The 17025-nt window shown below is 56.2% G+C and carries 16 protein-coding genes; 13 read left to right on the plus strand and 3 right to left on the minus strand.

The features are described from left to right. The first annotated feature begins 249 nt into the window (after positions 1-249). On the plus strand, positions 250-1920 hold the full coding sequence (locus DUD43_RS08565) for a 2-isopropylmalate synthase (RefSeq protein WP_153229945.1): 1671 nt from the start codon (positions 250-252) through the stop codon (positions 1918-1920). A 194-nt stretch (positions 1921-2114) separates the two neighbouring features. Here DUD43_RS08565 and DUD43_RS08570 read toward each other — a convergent pair whose 3' ends face one another. From DUD43_RS08570 to DUD43_RS08580, 3 genes are all read right to left on the minus strand, one after another. After that, entirely contained in the window at positions 2115-2585 is a 471-nt protein-coding gene (locus DUD43_RS08570; RefSeq protein WP_153229946.1) for a MarR family winged helix-turn-helix transcriptional regulator, read from the minus strand. Between the two features lie 33 nt (positions 2586-2618). Continuing rightward, on the minus strand, positions 2619-3494 hold the full coding sequence (locus tag DUD43_RS08575) for an alpha/beta fold hydrolase (RefSeq protein WP_153229947.1): 876 nt from the start codon (positions 3492-3494) through the stop codon (positions 2619-2621). A 108-nt stretch (positions 3495-3602) separates the two neighbouring features. Then, positions 3603-4475, minus strand: a complete 873-nt coding sequence (locus tag DUD43_RS08580) for a LysR family transcriptional regulator (RefSeq protein ID WP_153229948.1) — start codon at positions 4473-4475, stop codon at positions 3603-3605. Positions 4476-4618: 143 nt separating this feature from the next. Between DUD43_RS08580 and DUD43_RS08585 the strand changes: the two genes are divergently transcribed. From DUD43_RS08585 to DUD43_RS08640, 12 genes are all read left to right on the plus strand, one after another. Further along, positions 4619-5794, plus strand: a complete 1176-nt coding sequence (locus DUD43_RS08585) for a muconate/chloromuconate family cycloisomerase (protein WP_194273507.1) — start codon at positions 4619-4621, stop codon at positions 5792-5794. Positions 5795-5862: 68 nt separating this feature from the next. Further along, complete coding sequence (gene catA / locus DUD43_RS08590) at positions 5863-6798, plus strand: catechol 1,2-dioxygenase (RefSeq protein WP_009454566.1); 936 nt, start codon at positions 5863-5865, stop codon at positions 6796-6798. A gap of 125 nt (positions 6799-6923) precedes the next feature. Next, positions 6924-7619: a 3-oxoacid CoA-transferase subunit A gene (locus tag DUD43_RS08595; RefSeq protein ID WP_009454565.1), complete on the plus strand. Its 696-nt coding sequence runs from the start codon at positions 6924-6926 to the stop codon at positions 7617-7619. A gap of 26 nt (positions 7620-7645) precedes the next feature. Continuing rightward, complete coding sequence (locus tag DUD43_RS08600) at positions 7646-8314, plus strand: 3-oxoacid CoA-transferase subunit B (protein ID WP_026482745.1); 669 nt, start codon at positions 7646-7648, stop codon at positions 8312-8314. Beyond that, on the plus strand, positions 8311-9114 hold the full coding sequence (gene pcaD / locus DUD43_RS08605; RefSeq protein WP_153229950.1) for a 3-oxoadipate enol-lactonase: 804 nt from the start codon (positions 8311-8313) through the stop codon (positions 9112-9114). The genes DUD43_RS08600 and pcaD overlap by 4 nt, the downstream gene beginning before the upstream one ends. A 33-nt stretch (positions 9115-9147) precedes the next feature. Next, positions 9148-9423 carry a muconolactone Delta-isomerase gene (gene catC / locus DUD43_RS08610; protein WP_153229951.1) on the plus strand — a complete coding sequence of 92 codons (276 nt, stop codon included), beginning with the start codon at positions 9148-9150 and terminating at the stop codon, positions 9421-9423. A 190-nt stretch (positions 9424-9613) separates the two neighbouring features. Beyond that, positions 9614-10777, plus strand: coding sequence for a benzoate/H(+) symporter BenE family transporter (locus DUD43_RS08615; protein WP_153229952.1), 1164 nt, complete (start codon positions 9614-9616; stop codon positions 10775-10777). Positions 10778-10793: 16 nt separating this feature from the next. Next, positions 10794-12056, plus strand: a complete 1263-nt coding sequence (locus DUD43_RS08620) for a GTPase (protein WP_153229953.1) — start codon at positions 10794-10796, stop codon at positions 12054-12056. Then, positions 12056-13597: a GTPase gene (locus DUD43_RS08625; protein ID WP_153229954.1), complete on the plus strand. Its 1542-nt coding sequence runs from the start codon at positions 12056-12058 to the stop codon at positions 13595-13597. Before DUD43_RS08620 ends, DUD43_RS08625 begins: the two co-directional genes overlap by 1 nt. 366 nt (positions 13598-13963) lie before the next feature. After that, a complete protein-coding gene (locus DUD43_RS08630; protein WP_416202948.1) occupies positions 13964-14806 on the plus strand; it encodes a ZIP family metal transporter in 843 nt (280 codons plus the stop codon). Positions 14807-15095: 289 nt separating this feature from the next. Beyond that, positions 15096-15710, plus strand: a complete 615-nt coding sequence (locus tag DUD43_RS08635) for an ABC transporter ATP-binding protein (RefSeq protein ID WP_153229956.1) — start codon at positions 15096-15098, stop codon at positions 15708-15710. Between the two features lie 193 nt (positions 15711-15903). Then, positions 15904-17013 carry a class II histone deacetylase gene (locus DUD43_RS08640; protein WP_153229957.1) on the plus strand — a complete coding sequence of 370 codons (1110 nt, stop codon included), beginning with the start codon at positions 15904-15906 and terminating at the stop codon, positions 17011-17013. Positions 17014-17025 lie beyond the last annotated feature (12 nt).

The following is a 17025-nucleotide window of genomic DNA, read 5'->3' on the forward strand; positions in this document are numbered from 1 at the left end:
TTTTTTGATAGAAGGCCAAGTGCCTTGCAGTCTAAAGTGCTTTTATCGTCTTCATCAAGCATTTTGGGATTGAACCTGCTGTGACTCATTTGCACGTGCTATCGCTAGGCCTACTAGCCCTGACATCCGGTCGGGGTCCGTACGCCTGTGTGTGCGAATGGTCCTATCCTGGTTTCCCCAGACCCCGACTGTAGCCAGCTCCTTGGAGTAGGGAAGCCAGGTATGTCATTCCCTATATTCGAGGTTCTCATGCTGACTGATCCTTCCCACAAATACCGTCCCTTTCCTGTCGTCAACTTGCCTGATCGCCAGTGGCCACAACGTACCCTGAACAAGGCGCCCGTGTGGTTGTCTACCGATTTGCGAGACGGCAACCAGGCCCTGTTCGAGCCCATGAATCGCGACCGCAAATTGCGCCTGTTTCAGGAGCTGGTCCGCATTGGTTTCAAGGAAATCGAGGTGGGTTTTCCGTCTGCCTCGCAAACAGATTTTGATATCGTCCGCCAGCTGATTGACGAGGGCATGATCCCGAACGACGTCACGCCCATGGTCATCACCCAGCTGCGAGAGGATCTGATTGAAACCACGGTACGCAGCGTAGCGGGGGCGCGTCGTGTGATTGTGCATTTCTACAATGCCATCGCACCTGCATTTCGTGAAATTGTCTTTGGTATGGAAGTGCCGCAAATCATTGAAATGGTGCGGCACCATGTGGAACTGTTCAAGCGCCTGACCGCCCAGCACCCGGAAACGGAGTGGGTGTTGCAGTACTCGCCTGAAACCTTTTGCATGGCGGAACTGGATGTGTCGCTGGCTGTCTGCAATGCGGCCATTGATGCCTGGGATGCAGGTTCAGCTCGGCCCATGATCATCAATCTGCCCACCACGGTGGAAGTGACGACCGCGAACGTCTTTGCCGATCAGATTGAATGGATGGATCGCCATCTGGATAGACGCGAACATATCGTCCTGTCGGTACACCCGCATAACGACCGTGGCACAGGCGTTGCTTGCGCCGAACAAGCCATGCTGGCTGGAGCACAACGTGTCGAGGGCTGCTTATTCGGCAATGGCGAGCGCAGTGGCAATCTGGATGTGGTGACCTTGGCTCTGAATCTGTATACCCAGGGTATTTCTCCGAACCTGGATTTCTCCGACATTTCAGCAGTAGCCCGTATCGCGGAAGAGGCGACTTCCTTGCCGATCCACCCGCGTCATCCCTATGTGGGCGATCTGGTCTTTACCGCTTTTTCCGGTTCCCATCAGGACGCGATTGCCAAGGGCTTCGCGGTGCAGAAAGAAGACGCCCCGTGGCGTGTGCCGTATCTGCCGGTTGATCCCAAGGATTTGGGCCGTACTTACGACAGTATCGTGCGTGTTAACAGCCAGTCCGGCAAAGGCGGCATCGCTTTTCTGCTGCAACGCGATTACGGCATTGTGATGCCTCGACGTATGCAAGTGGAGTTCAGTGCCATTGTTCAGCAGATAGCCGATTCCAGCGAAACGGAGTTGAACAGTCAGCAGATCTGGGAGCTGTTTGAAACCACCTATCTGCAAGCCAATCAGCGCCAAGGCAACACAAGCTACCGTACGCATCGTCTGTTCGATGAGGTGCAAGGGCAGCAGGGCATAGAGCTGCAATGCGTCAATGCCAATGGCCAGACTGAAATCTATACCGGAACAGGCAATGGCCCGATTGCGGCGACGGTGGCAGCCTTGAATCTGCCTTTGCGTATCGACAGCTACGAGGAACGTAGCCTGGGTTCTGGTGCAGACGCCTGCGCAATGGCGATTGTGGAAGCGGTCATGCCGGGTGTGCCTGGATCGAAATTTGGCGTGGGCAAGCACGCGAATATCATTACGGCCAGTGTGATGGCGGTGATGAATGCGGCGGCGCGTTTCGAGGAGGTGGAGGCATAAGCAACTATCAAGCTGCGGTGGGCCGCGCTAGCTTCTGTGTGTAATACAACGGCGCGGACCACCTTTGACGGGTAAGTGGCTCTGAGTCAGGGGCGACTCTGCTTGAAGAATGCTTCACATAGCGAGCGGATAAAACCGCATTCACGTCCCTGGCTTACGAAAAACGGACACGCTTTACATTCAAGTAAATGCGATCAAGCAGGCAGTTCGTCTTTTTGATCAACATTCTTGTCTGTGGGCAGGTCTAGATTCACCACCTGGCTTAACCAGCGTGCCACCACCTTCAGTTCATTCTCCGTAAAGCCGTCGGATAGTTGCTGATTCAAGTCCTGCAACGTTGATTTGGCCTTGATGCTGGCTTCCTCACCAGCCGGAGTCAGCGTCAGGCAAATCTTGCGCGTATCCACATCATCCGTCAGGCGTTGAATCAGGCCTGCTGCCTGCATGCGCTTGGATAGCCCGGTAATCGCAGCCGGAGCCACTTGCAAGGCACTGGCCGCTTCCCCCACCGTGACAGAGCCTTGAGAGCGAATCAAGAACAACATGCCAACCTGAGCCGCGCTGATATCTGTCCAGGCCGAAGGCTGCTTCTGAATCCAGCGCTGCAAAGCCTTGTGGGCGTGGTTCAACAAAAAGACAAAACGTGGCTGTGATTTCTGGCTCATTTTGGCGACGGCTGGAGGGGTTTGGGTTAGGCCTTACGGGTTTGATGCGGGGCCGGATTCGCTTTGTGCGATCAGCCAGTCAATCACTATAGGCCAAAGTGCCTCGGCATTGCGTTTACGAAAGAAGCCCATGTGCCCAATATGCGCCAAACCCAGTTTTTTATGCTCCAGTTGCAGCCTTTCTATAGGGGCCTTGCTCAGTGGTTCCAGCAGCCGGGAAATAGCCCGCGGATTGGCCCAGGGATCATCATCAAAACCCAGAACCAGCAAGGGAATACCGACCTGGCCAGCGCGTTTTTTTGCATCCAGCTGCGGGTCGTCATAAAAGTAATGGGGCTTTTTTGTCCAGCGGCTCCATTGCTGCATGACGCCACGCGGAAGGTCCTCGCCAAAGCCCAAACGCCGAGTCGGCATATAACCGCAAAGACCGCAAAGCACGGGAGTAAACACTCGCATGATCAAGCCCACCCGAAAGCGCTCCATGGGCTTTTCGATCAAAGCGGTGATCCCCGCATGAGATGCAATCATGACGGCCGCTTTCACGGAACGCGTCGCGGGAGAGATAGCAATCGCATGCCCACCAACGCTATGGCCAATGGCCAAAATGGGCAGACCTTCAAAATGATGGGTAAGCCAATCCGTGACGTAAACCGCATCTTCCAGCATCCAGTCGGACATGGAGACATCGCATTGCCGAATGTCCTTCTGACGAGATTGGCCTATGCCCCGGTAGTCGTAGCTCAGAACAATGAAACCCAGGCTGTTCAGGTGCTCTGCAAAAGGACGATAGAAGTCCTGCGGAACGGCTGTGGCGGGGTGGATGATGATGCTCGCTTTGGCATCAGCAGCAGGCCATAAGGTTGCACTGATCGGGTCCTTGCCAGCCTGCTGAATCGTCACCTGTTGCATGCTTGTCTCTGATTTTAGTTAATGTGTTAACGATATTAGAGTGGCTTCAGAAGTGAGTCAATCCTGTCTCAAAGAGGGAAGGGGATGGCCAGTGGCGGCACCCAGGACTTACATCTCTGCGACCAAGCCCTTGATCGCCTCTATATACCAGGCCTGATCATTAATCCTGTGCGTCAAAATAATCGGTGAAGTCGCCTGTGGCTCTTCTATCAAGCGATAGTGCAGATCGTTGCGCAGGCGCGCCGAGGTAGGGATCAGGCACAATCCGGAATCGGCCGCCACCAGGCCCAAGGCCGCTTGAATTTCCCCGGCCTCATAGACTTCTGCCGGGCGCACGCTGTGATCGTGCAGCAGATGCAGAACGTGGTCTGCAAAGCTGGGTCGGGGCTCTTTGGGATACACAATCAGTTTTTGCCCCTGTACCTTTTTCAAGCTTATAGGTTCATCCGAATCTGCTAAATCCGAGCTGGGTGGAAGTGCCAAAGCCAGCTGTTCTTCCCGCAGCACTGTTCTTTGCACCGACGCATCATTCAGCCGTATCCGCCCAAAGCCCACATCAATCCGTCCCGACTTCAAGGCCTCCAACTGCTGCATGGAGGTCAGTTCCACCGTTTGCATATCCACTTCCGGATACTGATGTCTTAGCTTGCGCATCAAGGCGGGCAGGCCGCCATACAGAGTAGAAGCCACAAAGCCTATCGACAGGGTTTGTCGTTGATGTAGCCCGATCTGCCGTGTCGTATGCACCAGCTGATCCACCCGGCTCAATATCTGCAAGGCCTGCTCATAAAACACCCGTCCGGCTTCCGTCAGCCTCAAGGGGCGGTTATTGCGTAGCAGCAGTGTGACGCCCAGCTCCTCTTCCAGCAATTGGATCTGTCGGCTAAGCGGGGGCTGGGCCATATGCAGGCGTTCGGATGCCCGCGTGAAGTTGCGGGTTTCGGCAACGGCCACAAAATATTTGAGCTGACGTAGATCCATAAGGGAAAACCATACCTAGTCTGAATTGATGGTGTTTAGTTTCTTGATTTTTAATATTTATATCAGAAACTATACTCTTAAGGTATAGAACTAGACCTATTTAGTCTTGGAAATAACAGGCCTGATTCGTGTTCAATCAAGCCATGGAACACACGCGATCTTCTCAACTTTTAGCAGCTCCGGCCCTGATCGAACGGGTGGAGACTTTGCTGCTGGATCTGCCTACGATCCGTCCTCATCAATTGGCGATGACGACCATGCAAGGCCAGACTCTGATGCTGGTGCGCTTGTACTGTTCGGACGGTACGGTGGGTGTCGGCGAGGGCACGACCATTGGTGGTCTGGCCTACGGCGCCGAGTCGCCCGAAGGCATGAAGCTGGCCATCGACACCTATTTCACTCCCTTGCTGCTGGGCGCCAATGCCAATGCTGTGCCTGCCATCATGGCCCGCTTGAACACGGCGATTCAGGATAACCGTTTTGCCAAGAGTGCGGTGGAAACGGCGCTGTTTGATGCCTTGGGCAAGCGCACGGGTCTGCCGGTTTCGCACCTGCTGGGTGGTCGCATGCGCGACAGCCTGCCGGTGGCCTGGACACTGGCCTCGGGTGACACCGCCAAGGATATTGATGAAGCCGAGCGCATGCTGGCGCAGGCTCGTCACCGTATTTTCAAACTGAAGATTGGTCGCCGCCCGGTAAAGGACGATGTGGCACACGTGGCGGCCATCAAGAAGGCCTTGGGCGACCGCGCCGAAGTGCGTGTGGACGTGAACATGGCCTGGAGCCCCTTGCAGGCTCAGCATGGTCTGGCGGGTCTGGTGGATGCAGGTTGCTCCCTGGTAGAGCAGCCGGTACGACGCGCCGATGCGCTGGCTGACCTGAAAGGTCGCTTCCCGATTGCCCTGATGGCTGATGAATCCCTGACAGGTCCGGCCTCTGCCTTTGCGCTGGCCCGTGACTGTGCTGCCGATGTGTTCGCCATCAAGATTGAACAGTCCGGTGGTTTGCGTGCGGGCTTGCAAGTGGCCGCCGTGGCCGAAGCGGCCGGAATTGAGTTGTATGGCGGCACCATGCTGGAAGGCGCGATCGGTACGATTGCCGCTGCCCATGTGTTTGCCACGGTGAACCAGTTGCAGTGGGGCACCGAACTGTTCGGGCCCTTGCTCTTGACCGAGGAAATCCTGGCAGAGCCGTTGAATTACAGCAATTTTGAATTACAGATACCTCAAGGGCCGGGTTTGGGTATCGTACTGGACGAGGATCGTGTCCAGTATTTCCGCCGCGACAGGACACAAATCAGTGTTGGCTCGGCTGCCTAGGCGCAATAAGAAGCCAGTCGTAGCGGCTTTGCTTGGAACACTTTTTTCAGGATATTAGGAGACACAGAATGAGCGTTAAGATTTTTGATACCCCCGATGTACAAGACTTCCTGCGTTTGGCTTCCGGCCTGGATCAGCCTGGTGGCAATCCACGCGTCAAGCAGATCATGTACCGCATCATCAGCGATCTGTTCAAGACCATTGAAGATCTGGAAATCACCAACGATGAGTACTGGGCAGCCGTGGCTTACCTGAACCGTCTGGGTACGGCCAGCGAAGCCGGTTTGCTTTCTCCCGGTCTGGGCTTTGACCGTTTCCTGGACATGCGCATGGACGCCATGGACAAGGAACTGGGTCTGGACAACGGGACTCCACGTACCATTGAAGGTCCTTTGTACGTATCGGGCGCTCCTGTTGCGCAAGGTTTTGTTCGCCTGGATGATGGTTCCGATACCGCTGGCGAAACCCTGATCATGCACGGTGTCGTGGCTGGTGCGGACGGCAAGCCTATCGCGGGTGCTCAGGTTGAAGTCTGGCACGCCAATACCAAAGGCTTTTATTCGCACTTTGACCCCACCGGCGAGCAACAGCCCTTCAATATGCGCCGCACCATCATTACCGATGAGAACGGTCGCTACAAGTTCCAGAGCATTGTGCCCAAGGGCTACGGCTGTCCTCCGGATGGTCCTACCCAAGGCCTGCTGAACGAGCTGGGTCGCCACGGTAACCGTCCTGCGCACATTCACTTCTTTGTGACGGCTCCCGGCCACCGCAAACTGACCACGCAGATCAATATCGACGGCGATCCGCTGGTGTACGACGACTTCGCCTACGCCACTCGCGACGGTCTGGTGCCACCACTGACCGAGCATACCGATCCTGCCCGTATCGCTGCTGAAAACCTGGATGGTCCTTTTGCAGAGATCGTGTTTGATATTTCCTTGACCCCCTTGGTCGATGGCAAGGACAACCAGATCGTGAATCGTCCACGTCTGGCTGCCTAAGTCCTGATTCAGTCCAGCGCCTGTGTTTGCCTAGTCAAACCAGGCCCTGGGCTGACTTGTTTTTGCTGTGCCTGACGTAAGGGCCAAGCCCATCCGTAGCGTCAGTGCTTTATACGGAGAACGGAGTGATCGATAAACAGGTAAGCAGTGTTGCACAGGCTTTGCATGATGTGCAGGACGGCGCCACGATTCTGGTCGGTGGTTTTGGAACGGCTGGCATACCCACGGAGTTGATCGACGGTCTGATCGAGCAAGGCGCTCGTGACCTGACCATCGTCAACAACAACGCGGGTAATGGCGATGTGGGGCTGGCGGCTTTGCTTAAAACGGGCCGGGTACGCAAGATTATTTGCAGCTTCCCCCGTCAGGCTGATTCCTGGGTATTTGATGACTTGTATCGCAGCGGCAAGATCGAGCTGGAGTTGGTGCCACAAGGCAATCTGGCCGAACGATTGCGCGCCGCCGGTGCGGGTATCGGTGGCTTTTTCTGCCCCACAGGCTATGGCACAGAACTGGCCAAGGGCAAGGAAACACGTTTGATCAATGGTCGCTGGCATGTCTATGAAGAGCCCATTCATGGAGATGTCGCCCTGATCAAGGCCGAGCGGGGGGACCGTTGGGGGAATTTGACCTACCGCATGGCGGCGCGCAACTTTGGTCCGGTCATGGCGACCGCGGCTCGCACCACCATTGCCAGTGTGTTTGAACTGGCGGAACTGGGTCAACTGGACCCTGAAACCATTGTGACGCCCGGCATTCACGTGCGCCGCGTCGTGGTGGTGCCACGCAGTCGCACAGAAGCAGGTGGGTTCAAGGCATGAACGGACAGAGCATGAAGGGGGACAGCATGACGCTCAATTATCAGCGCCGCAGTAAAGACGAATTGGCGCAGCGCGTCGCCCAGGATATCCATGACGGCGCCTATGTGAATCTGGGTATTGGCATGCCAACCCTGGTGGCCAACCATTTGCCCGCCGGTGTGGAAGTGGTGCTGCACAGCGAGAACGGTATTCTGGGCATGGGCCCGGCACCGGCAGCTGGGCAGGAAGATTACGATTTGATCAATGCAGGCAAGCAGGCGGTGACGCTGCTGCCCGGTGGTGCGTTTTTCCATCATGCCGACAGCTTTGGCATGATGCGTGGCGGCCATCTGGATATTTGTGTGCTGGGCGCTTTTCAGGTGTCGGCTACCGGGGATCTGGCCAACTGGAGCACGGGTGAGCCCGGCGCGATTCCGGCGGTAGGCGGTGCCATGGATCTGGCCATTGGCGCGAAACAGACCTGGGTCATGATGGATGTGCTGACCAAGCAAGGCGTCAGCAAGCTGGTTGAACAATGCAGCTACCCCTTGACCGGCCTGGCTTGCGTCAAGCGTGTGTATACCGATTTGGCGACCCTGGCTTGCACACCAGACGGTTTGCAGCTGATTGATCTGGTGCCCGGTTTGACCCATGAGGCACTGGAAGAAATGATTGGTTTGCCCATTGCCGCTGCCAAGCAGGGAGAGGGCCAATGACGGTCAGCCCCAGCGCCTTGAATACCGAACGGGGCATGTTCCGCGTCAGCGTGGAAGGTGATCCGCTGGCCCCGGCCCTGATTCTGAGCAACTCCCTGGGCACCACACAAGAGATGTGGGACCCGCAGGTGGAAGGCTTCGCCCAGTCCTATCGTCTGATTCGTTATGACACCCGTGGTCATGGCGGCAGCCCGGTCACTCCCGGCCCATACCGCTTCAAGGATTTGGGGCGTGATGTGCTGGCGATTCTGGATGCGCTGGATATTGAACGCGCTGCGTTTTGTGGCCTGTCCATGGGCGGCCACACTGGCTTGTGGTTGGGGGTGAATGCACCGGAGCGTTTGAACGCGCTGATCGTGTGCAATAGCGCGGCCAAGATTGGTACTGCCCAAGCCTGGCAGGAACGGGCCGACGCTTTGCGTCAAGGCGGTGCCGCCCAGATGCGTACCCTGGCGGACTCGGCGCCTTCGCGCTGGTTTGGTGAAGCCTTTATCCAGCAATCGCCCGAACTGGTCAAAGCCATGCAGGATAGTCTGGCCAAGCTGGACCCACTGGGTTACGCCGCCTGCTGCGATGCCTTGGCCGAGTCGGATTTGCGTGATCAGATCAGCCGTATTGCGGCACCAACCCTGCTGGTCGCTGGCGAGTGGGACCCGGTTACGACAGTTGCCGATGCTCAGGCCATGCAAGCCAGTATTCCTGGCTCCAAAGTGGCCGTCGTACCAGCCTCGCACCTGTCCAATCTGGAAGCGCCCGAAGCCTTCGAGCGCGCCGTACTGAATTTTTTAGCCCAGGCCTGAGTGCCCGAGCGCTTGTTTTTAGAAAGGAACACCATGCTTTATCTGGTTCACATGATTGTTGATATCCCTGATTCCCTGCCAGCCGAAGAGGCTGCCCGTATCAAGGCCGAAGAAAAAGCCTACTCGCAGGACCTGCAGCGTTCGGGCAAGTGGCCGCATATCTGGCGCGTGGTGGGTCAGTACGCCAACTACAGCGTGTTCGATGTAGAGAGCAATGAAGAGCTGCACAATATGCTCAGCGCCTTGCCCTTGTTCCCTTACATGCAGATTTCCGTGACTCCCTTGGCGACGCACCCTTCGGCCATTTAAGTTACACAGCAATAAGAAGGGCCCCCACGCCGCGCCTTCGGCTTGCTGCCCCCCGAGGGGGCGCTTTTTACCGGGGGTGCCGAGCCTTGGGACGGCCCGGCAGTAAAAAAAACTCAGGCTGCGATCCCAGCGCAGTCTGAGCACCGAGTAAAGTTGAGAATTCAAACAACAAGACTGGGGAGACAAAACGATGGGATTGAAAAGTGGATCGGCGTCGGTCTGGGTGGCCGGATTTTTGTCGGTGTTGATTGCCTATGCCGGGCCTTTGCTGATCTTTATTCAGGCTGCACAAGTAGGCCGAATTGCCGATGCGGAGCTGATCTCCTGGATCTGGGCGATTTCCATAGGCGCGGGTTTGAGCGGTTTGCTCCTGAGTGCGTATCTGAAACTGCCCATTATTACGGCCTGGTCCGCGCCAGGCACGGCCTTGCTGCTGACCCTGTTTCCAGGCATCACCATGCCTGAAGTGGTGGGGGCGTATCTTAGCGCCGCCTTGATTATCGTCGTCATTGGTCTGACAGGCGGTTTTGAAAAGATTCTTTCCTTCATCCCCAAAGGCATTGCCGGGGGCATGATGGCCGGTATTTTGCTCCAGTTCGGTATGGCGGCGTTCAAGTCCAGCAGCGACATGCCTGCCATCGTACTGGTGATGTTGGCGGTGTATTTGCTGGGCAAGCGTTTCTTGCCGCGTTATGCGATTGTGCTGGTGGCCTTGTCCGGATTTGTGATGGCCATGGCTAGCGGCCAAGTGCATATGGAAGCGTTCCAGCTGGAGCTGGCCCGCCCGGTGTGGGTGACTCCGGAATTCAATATCGCCACCTTGTTGAGCCTGACTTTACCCTTGGTGCTGGTCAGTTTGACGGGGCAGTATCTGCCCGGCATGGCGGTCTTGCAGTTGGCGGGTTACCCCACGCCGTCGCGCCCCGTGCTGGCTGGCACCGGCCTGGCCTCGATGCTGGTGGCCTGTTTTGGTGGCATCACCATTGTGCTGTCTTCCATTACTGCCGCCTTGTGCACGGGCAAGGATGCTCATCCTGACCCGGACAAGCGTTATGTGGCCGGTATTGCCAATGGCGTGTTTTATCTTTTGGGCGGCACTTTTGCTGGCTCGATTGTGTATTTGTTCACCGCTTTGCCCGCCTCCTTGATTGCAGCCCTGGCGGGTCTGGCTTTGATAGGGGCCATTGTGGCCAATGTGCGGGTGATGGTCAGTGAAAGCGGCTATATCGAGCCGTCTGTCATCACATTTCTAACTACCGCATCAGGTATGAGCCTGTTTGGACTGGGCGCCGCATTTTGGGGCGTGGTGTTTGGCTTGGTGGCTTATCGCCTGCTTGGGTCCAAACATAAGTGAAAAAAAGGAAGAGACTATGAATCAGTTGGCACTATCTCTTGATCAAGTATTGGAGCCTGTGTTGGCCGTGTTGCCACAGCGCCGCTGGGATCTGGATCGTTTGCGCGTTCTCTTGCAATTGAACGTGCCGCCAACGGTGACCGTAGTCGGTAAATACAATCACGGTAAAAGTCGTCTGCTCAATGAGTTGATGGGCAGTGATGTGTTCAATGTGGCTGACCGCCGTGAAACCGTCGCGCTGGCCGAGCACGTGCATGAAGGTGTGCGCTGGCTGGATGCGCCGGGCCTGTATGCAGACGTGGCCTTGCAGGATGATGCCCTGGCACGTGAAGCCATGGGTTTGCAGGCGGATATTCGCCTGTTCGTCCACGCTGCCAAAGAAGGTGAGCTGGACGCCTTGGAAAGCAATTTGCTGCAAGAGCTGGCCGCAGATCATCAGCGCTCGCAGCGTCAGAATCTGATGGTCATCAGCCAGATCGACCAGTTGACCGATGACGAGCAGCAAGAGAAAGTGCTGGGCGCCATTCAGCAGCAGTGTGCCGGTGTGACACTGCACCCGGTGTCCAGCACCCGCTATCGCCAGGGCCGTGAAGGTGGCAAGCAGCTCATGCTGGAGAAAAGCGGAATTCCAGCTTTGCAGGCTTCTTTGGAGGCCGCCTTGAAGCGTGTGCCGCAAGCCCGCGAGTTCGAACGTGAAGCCTTGCTGACCGAGCTGACGCAAGAACTGAATGCCTTGCAACAAACGCAAGAGCAAAGTCTGCACAGCCTGCAGCAGACGCAAAAGCAGCAGCACATTGATTTTGTGGAAGGTCTGCGCAAGATTCTGGAAGGTATCGAGAAGGATCTGGAGCCGGTGGTCAATGCCCCTGGTGTGGATCATTCCCTGGTGCCGGATACCTTCGAGTTTGGTTTCAAGATGACAGCAGGCAAGCAAGAGCGGGCCCGTTTGCAGATTGCCTATTCGCGTGCGTGTATTGCGATCAATGGTCACTTGGTGGAGTACGGTGCCGTAGGTTTGCCAGCGGCTCAACGTACTTCGGTGCGCAGCATGGATACCGTCATGATTGCGGTGATGGGTGTGTCGGTGAAGTACCGTGCCGATCTGCGCCGCATCTTCTGCGAACAGGCCGGACGCGACAAGCTGGTTCAGGACTTCACCCATTATTTTGAAGTCTCGGATGGCCGTGTGGCTTTGGAAAAGCAGATCGAAACGACTGAAAACCAGCTTGAACAAACGCGCCAGGCGTTGGAAGGTCTGTCCACATTGGAGCATGCGTAATGTCGGTGGAAAGCACGTTTATCAAGGCAGTTGCGGAGCTTAATCCTGCCAGTCAGGATATGCAGCCCGCTATTGCCAGGATGGAGCAGTGGCTGGCGGATTTGGGCCAGACGACGGTGGCGCAAGCCTTGTCCGGCACGGCTTTGGTCGAGCAGGGGGCGTTGGCGCAAACTGCTCAACAAGTGAATCAGCAGTTGCAGGCACAAAGAGAAGCCTGGGCGGCTTCCTGGTCTGCATTGGCACCGGCACAGGAATTGGCGGATCGTTTCCGCGATCGCATCATGCTGCTGGTATTTGGCTCCTTTAATGCCGGTAAAAGCTCCTTGTGCAATTTCCTGGCGGACCGTTTTCGTCGTCAGGGCCATAGCGTGGATTTCTTCCGTCTTGCCGATGGGCAGATGCAGCCCATGCCTGAGGGTTTTCAGGAGGGCGCAACGGAAACCACCGTTGCCTTGCAAGGCGTGTGTCTGGGCGAGAAGCTGGTCTTGCTGGATACCCCCGGTTTGCACTCGGCCAATGCTCATAATGCTGCATTGACGCAGCAGTTTCTGGAAAGCACGGATGCGCTCTTGTGGCTGAGCAGTTCCAGCGCACCGGGGCAGGTTCAGGAGCTGGGCGATTTGCTGGTGGAATTGCGCCGCAACAAGCCCTTGCTGCCGGTGATTACCCGCAGCGATCGTATCGAGGAAGATGAGATCGACGACGAGATCGTCAAAGTGCTTTGCAACAAGACGGCCGATAACCGCCAGTTGCAGGAAGAGGACCTGATGACGCGGGCAGCGCAGGCGCTGAACCATTGGGGGCTGAGCAGTGATTTGCTCAAACCGGCCTTGTCCCTGTCCGTGCATATGGCGCGCAGTCAACAGGATGAAGAGCAGGGCTTGGAGCAAGCGGGTTTCGAGCGCTTGTATCTGGCGGTGCAAAACTTGCTGAAGCCTGCCTTGGCGTACAAGCAGCGCAAACCTGCCGAGCTGCAATTGCACCATATTGAAGAGGCAATCCTGAGTCCTTTGACGCAAACGCTGGAGCAGGCCGCTGCTCAATTGCGTCAGCGTATTGAAGAACAAACAGTAGTCTTGCAAGGAGCCGTCCAGGCTCTGACCGAAGGCACCTGGCGGCGAGTCGTGCCCCAATTGCCCGAGGTGCTGGAAAAACATGCTGCCCAGCAAGATGTTGCCGCTGTGCGTACCGAGCTTGGCCAGAACATAGGCAAGGTATTTGCAGAGCTCAACCAGACGGTTCTGGCGAATTTTCAGCTGACTCAGCCAGACTTGCCGACACTGAATCTGCCTGCTCATATTGGCTATGAAGTGTTCCAGGAGCAGGGGGAAGGGCAAGCGCCGCTGATTGACTACAACCGCCTGTACATGAGCTTGAATGATGTGGTGATGAATAGCGCCCAGGAGCTGGCGGAACAGGTGGTGGAGCAGGCTGAACAAAGCCTGGAACAGCTCAAGCAGGAGCTGGTTGAATTGGAAAATGCCGTGGCTGATCAGGCCCAGGCTTTGGAGGCGATCAAGCACCAATTGCACGCTGCGTGAGGCAGTATTAATTCGGTTTTGCATTGCCATGCAAAACACAGAAAACTGGCTGGAGAGCGATCAAACCCCACGCTGATTTCATGGATTGTGGCTTATTTGTTGAAATGCTAATGAGAATTGTTAGCATTTCGATATTTATGTTTTAAATCGAAGATGAAGTCGCTATGATGGTTTGTACAGCATCCATGCCTTTGCAAAGAGCCGTTTTACGGCTCTTTGCGTCTGTACTAGGCAAACCTGGATTGCGTAATTTTCTGGGGGCGCATGGCTATGAAACCGAAAACAAGCCACTACTTTTTACCCAATAAGGGAACCTCGCCTAACTGGTGCCAACACCTGCGCCTGTGGGTTGGACTCATCATCTCCATGGGCGGCGTCTGGGCGCTCTGTCATCAGTTCTGGCTGTATGCACAAGATCACCCGGTGGTCCTGCAGGCCCTGGTAGGCGGCTCCATCGCTGCACTGGCCACGGCACTGGGGACTGTGCCTGTCATGTTTTCTCAAACCATGTCGCAGCGTACGCAAGATACGCTGTATGGCTTTGGGGCAGGGGTGATGCTGGCTGCTTGTGCTTTCTCGCTGGTGCTGCCGGGTCTGGAAGCGGCACAGAGCCAGCAAGTGTTTGGCGGTGGTGCCTGGGGTGCGGGTTCCGCTGTGGGCCTGTCCATCTTGTTGGGTGCCGCAGCCTTGATGCTGCTTGATCGCATCCTGCCACACGAGCACTTCATCAAGGGGCGCGAAGGTCCCGGTAGCGCCTCGTCTACCAAGCTGCGCCGCACCTGGCTGTTTGTGATCGCCATTACGCTGCACAACTTCCCGGAAGGCTTGGCCATTGGCGTGGGCTATGTGGGTAATGAAGGTGTGCGCGCCAATGCGCTGGCCACGGGTATTGCCATTCAGGACGTGCCTGAAGGTTTGGTGGTGGCGCTGGCCTTGCTGGCCGCGGGTTATAGCCGTACTTTCTCGGTGGTTTTGGGTATGGCCAGTGGCCTGGTGGAGCCGGTTGGGGCCGTGCTGGGTGCGGTGGCTGTCAGCAGCTCGCTGGTGCTTCTGCCTTTTGGTCTGGGCTTTGCAGCGGGTGCCATGTTGTTTGTGATCAGCCACGAGATCATTCCCGAATCGCACCGGCAAGGACATGAAACCTTTGCGACTGGCGGTTTGATGATCGGCTTTGTCCTGATGATGCTGCTGGATACAGCCTTAGGATAAGCAGGTCCGCACAAAAAATAGCCTGAACAAGCTTGTCTTGTTTCAGGCTATTTTTTTGGCTGTGGCTGTAGATCTGCACATGAGTGCCTGGCAAGATTGTTCCCGACAAGGTTTTTGCTTTATTTCTGCTGAACCCTGTATGGTCACGACGCAGCAAGCAGCCCAAACGTCAGCCCATAAAGACCTATACTAAGGCCCCTGTTCGGGGCAGTCCCGTACTTGTTTTTCATCCCGCCTCGTCAGAGCATCTTGTGTCTGTCCGGGCGCCTCTTTGGCAGTGATTTCCAGCATGCTACGCATAGATAATCTCAGTAAAAACTATGGCGATTACCCCGTTTTCAAGGGGCTGACTCATACATTTCAGCCTGGCTGCGTGGCTCTCTGTGAAGAAGACAGTACCGGCAAATCCACCTTGCTGAATATCATTGCTGGCTTGCTCGAACCGGATACCGGAGAAGTGTGGATAGACGGGCATTCGCTGATGAAAGCCGCCCGACAAGCCCGCGCCCGTATGGCTTATGTGCCGGACAACTGCATGCTGTTTCCGTCCCAGACAGGCCGAGAACTGCTGGAGCAAATCGCCGCAGAAAAGAACACCCATGTGGATGACAATGCGCTGGATCTGGCCTACCGATTAGGGCTGGAACCACATTTGGATAAACGCTTTGAGCAGATGTCCACAGGCACGCGCCGCAAGGTATTTCTGACGGCGGCGGCCTTGGGAGACCCGGCTGTAGTCATTGCCGATGGCCCTAGCAACGGTCTGGATGCGCAGGCTCGTGCTGCTTTGGCTGAACAGTTCGAGATCTGGTCACAAGACCGTGTCGTGCTGTTCGCCAGCTACGATGCCGAGCTGGTTGAGGCTTGTGGAGCCACAGTAATCAAGGTAGCCGAGCTGGTTTAGACCTTGCCCGCCATTTACAAGTAAATCGGCCCGAATAAAGAGGTAGAGAGCGCTTTGGCAAACAAGCGTCCTCTGCCTCTTTTGCCGTGGGTGTTTCCTGACCCGTCTATAAATTCGGCAATCCTACGGATTCTTTCCGCCGTTCAGATCCCTACTATGGTTCTGCCAAACAAACCAAAAGAAAGGAGACGACATGGCAACAGGATATATTTGGAACACACTTTACGGCTGGGTAGATACAGGGACAGGCAGTCTTGCCTCTGCGAATCTGGGCGCGCGTTTGCAGCCGATTGGTCATCACTTGGCCCACCCGGATACCAAGCGCCGCTTTCACGAGCTGGTCTGCGCGTCCGGGCAAATTGATCATCTGACCAGCATCCAGGCCAAGCCTGCGCGCGACAAGGATATTTTGCGCGTTCATACTGCAGAGCATCTGGAAAACATGAAGCGTGTCAGTGCCTTGCCAACCGGTGGCGATACGGGCGATGGCATTACCACCATGGGTAATGGCGGGCTTGAAATTGCCATGCTGTCCGCGGGTGGTGCCATTGAGATGGTCAAGAAAGTAGTCAGCCGTGAAGTCAGCAATGGCTATGCGCTGGTGAATCCACCCGGCCACCATGCACCCCGTGCCGGTGCGATGGGCTTTTGCATTTTCAATAACACCTCAGTAGCTGCGGCATATGCCCGCGAGGAACTGGGTCTGGACCGTGTCGCCATTGTGGATTGGGACGTGCACCACGGTAATGGCACGCAAGATATCTGGTGGAATGATCCTTCGGTTCTGACCATTTCCCTGCACCAGCATCTGTGCTTTCCCGCCAATAGCGGCTTCACGACGGAGCGCGGCGAGGGCGAAGGCCTGGGCTACAACCTGAACGTCCCCTTGCCTCCTGGTGGCGGGAATGCAGCCTACCTTTATGCCATGGAAAAAGTGGTGTTGCCTGCTCTGCGCGCCTACAAACCGCAGCTGATTATTGTGGGCTCGGGTTTTGATGCCAGCATGATGGACCCACTGGCGCGCATGATGGTGACAGCGTCCGGCTTCCGTCAGATGGCCCGTCAAATCATCGACTGCGCCGAGGAAGTTTGCGAAGGCCGTATCGCTTTTGTGCAGGAAGGAGGATACAGCCCGCATTACTTGCCATTCTGCGGTCAGGCCGTTATTGAGGAGCTGACTGGCGTACGCACGCTGGCTGATCCTTACGCGGAATTCCTGGGTGGGATGGGCGGCGATACGCTGCTGGATGCGGAACGTGCTTGCGTGGATGAAGCGGCAAACTTGCTAAGCGGTCTGCGTTAACTCGCCTTTATC

The organism is Alcaligenes faecalis, from assembly GCF_009497775.1.
Taxonomy (GTDB): domain Bacteria; phylum Pseudomonadota; class Gammaproteobacteria; order Burkholderiales; family Burkholderiaceae_B; genus Alcaligenes; species Alcaligenes faecalis_D.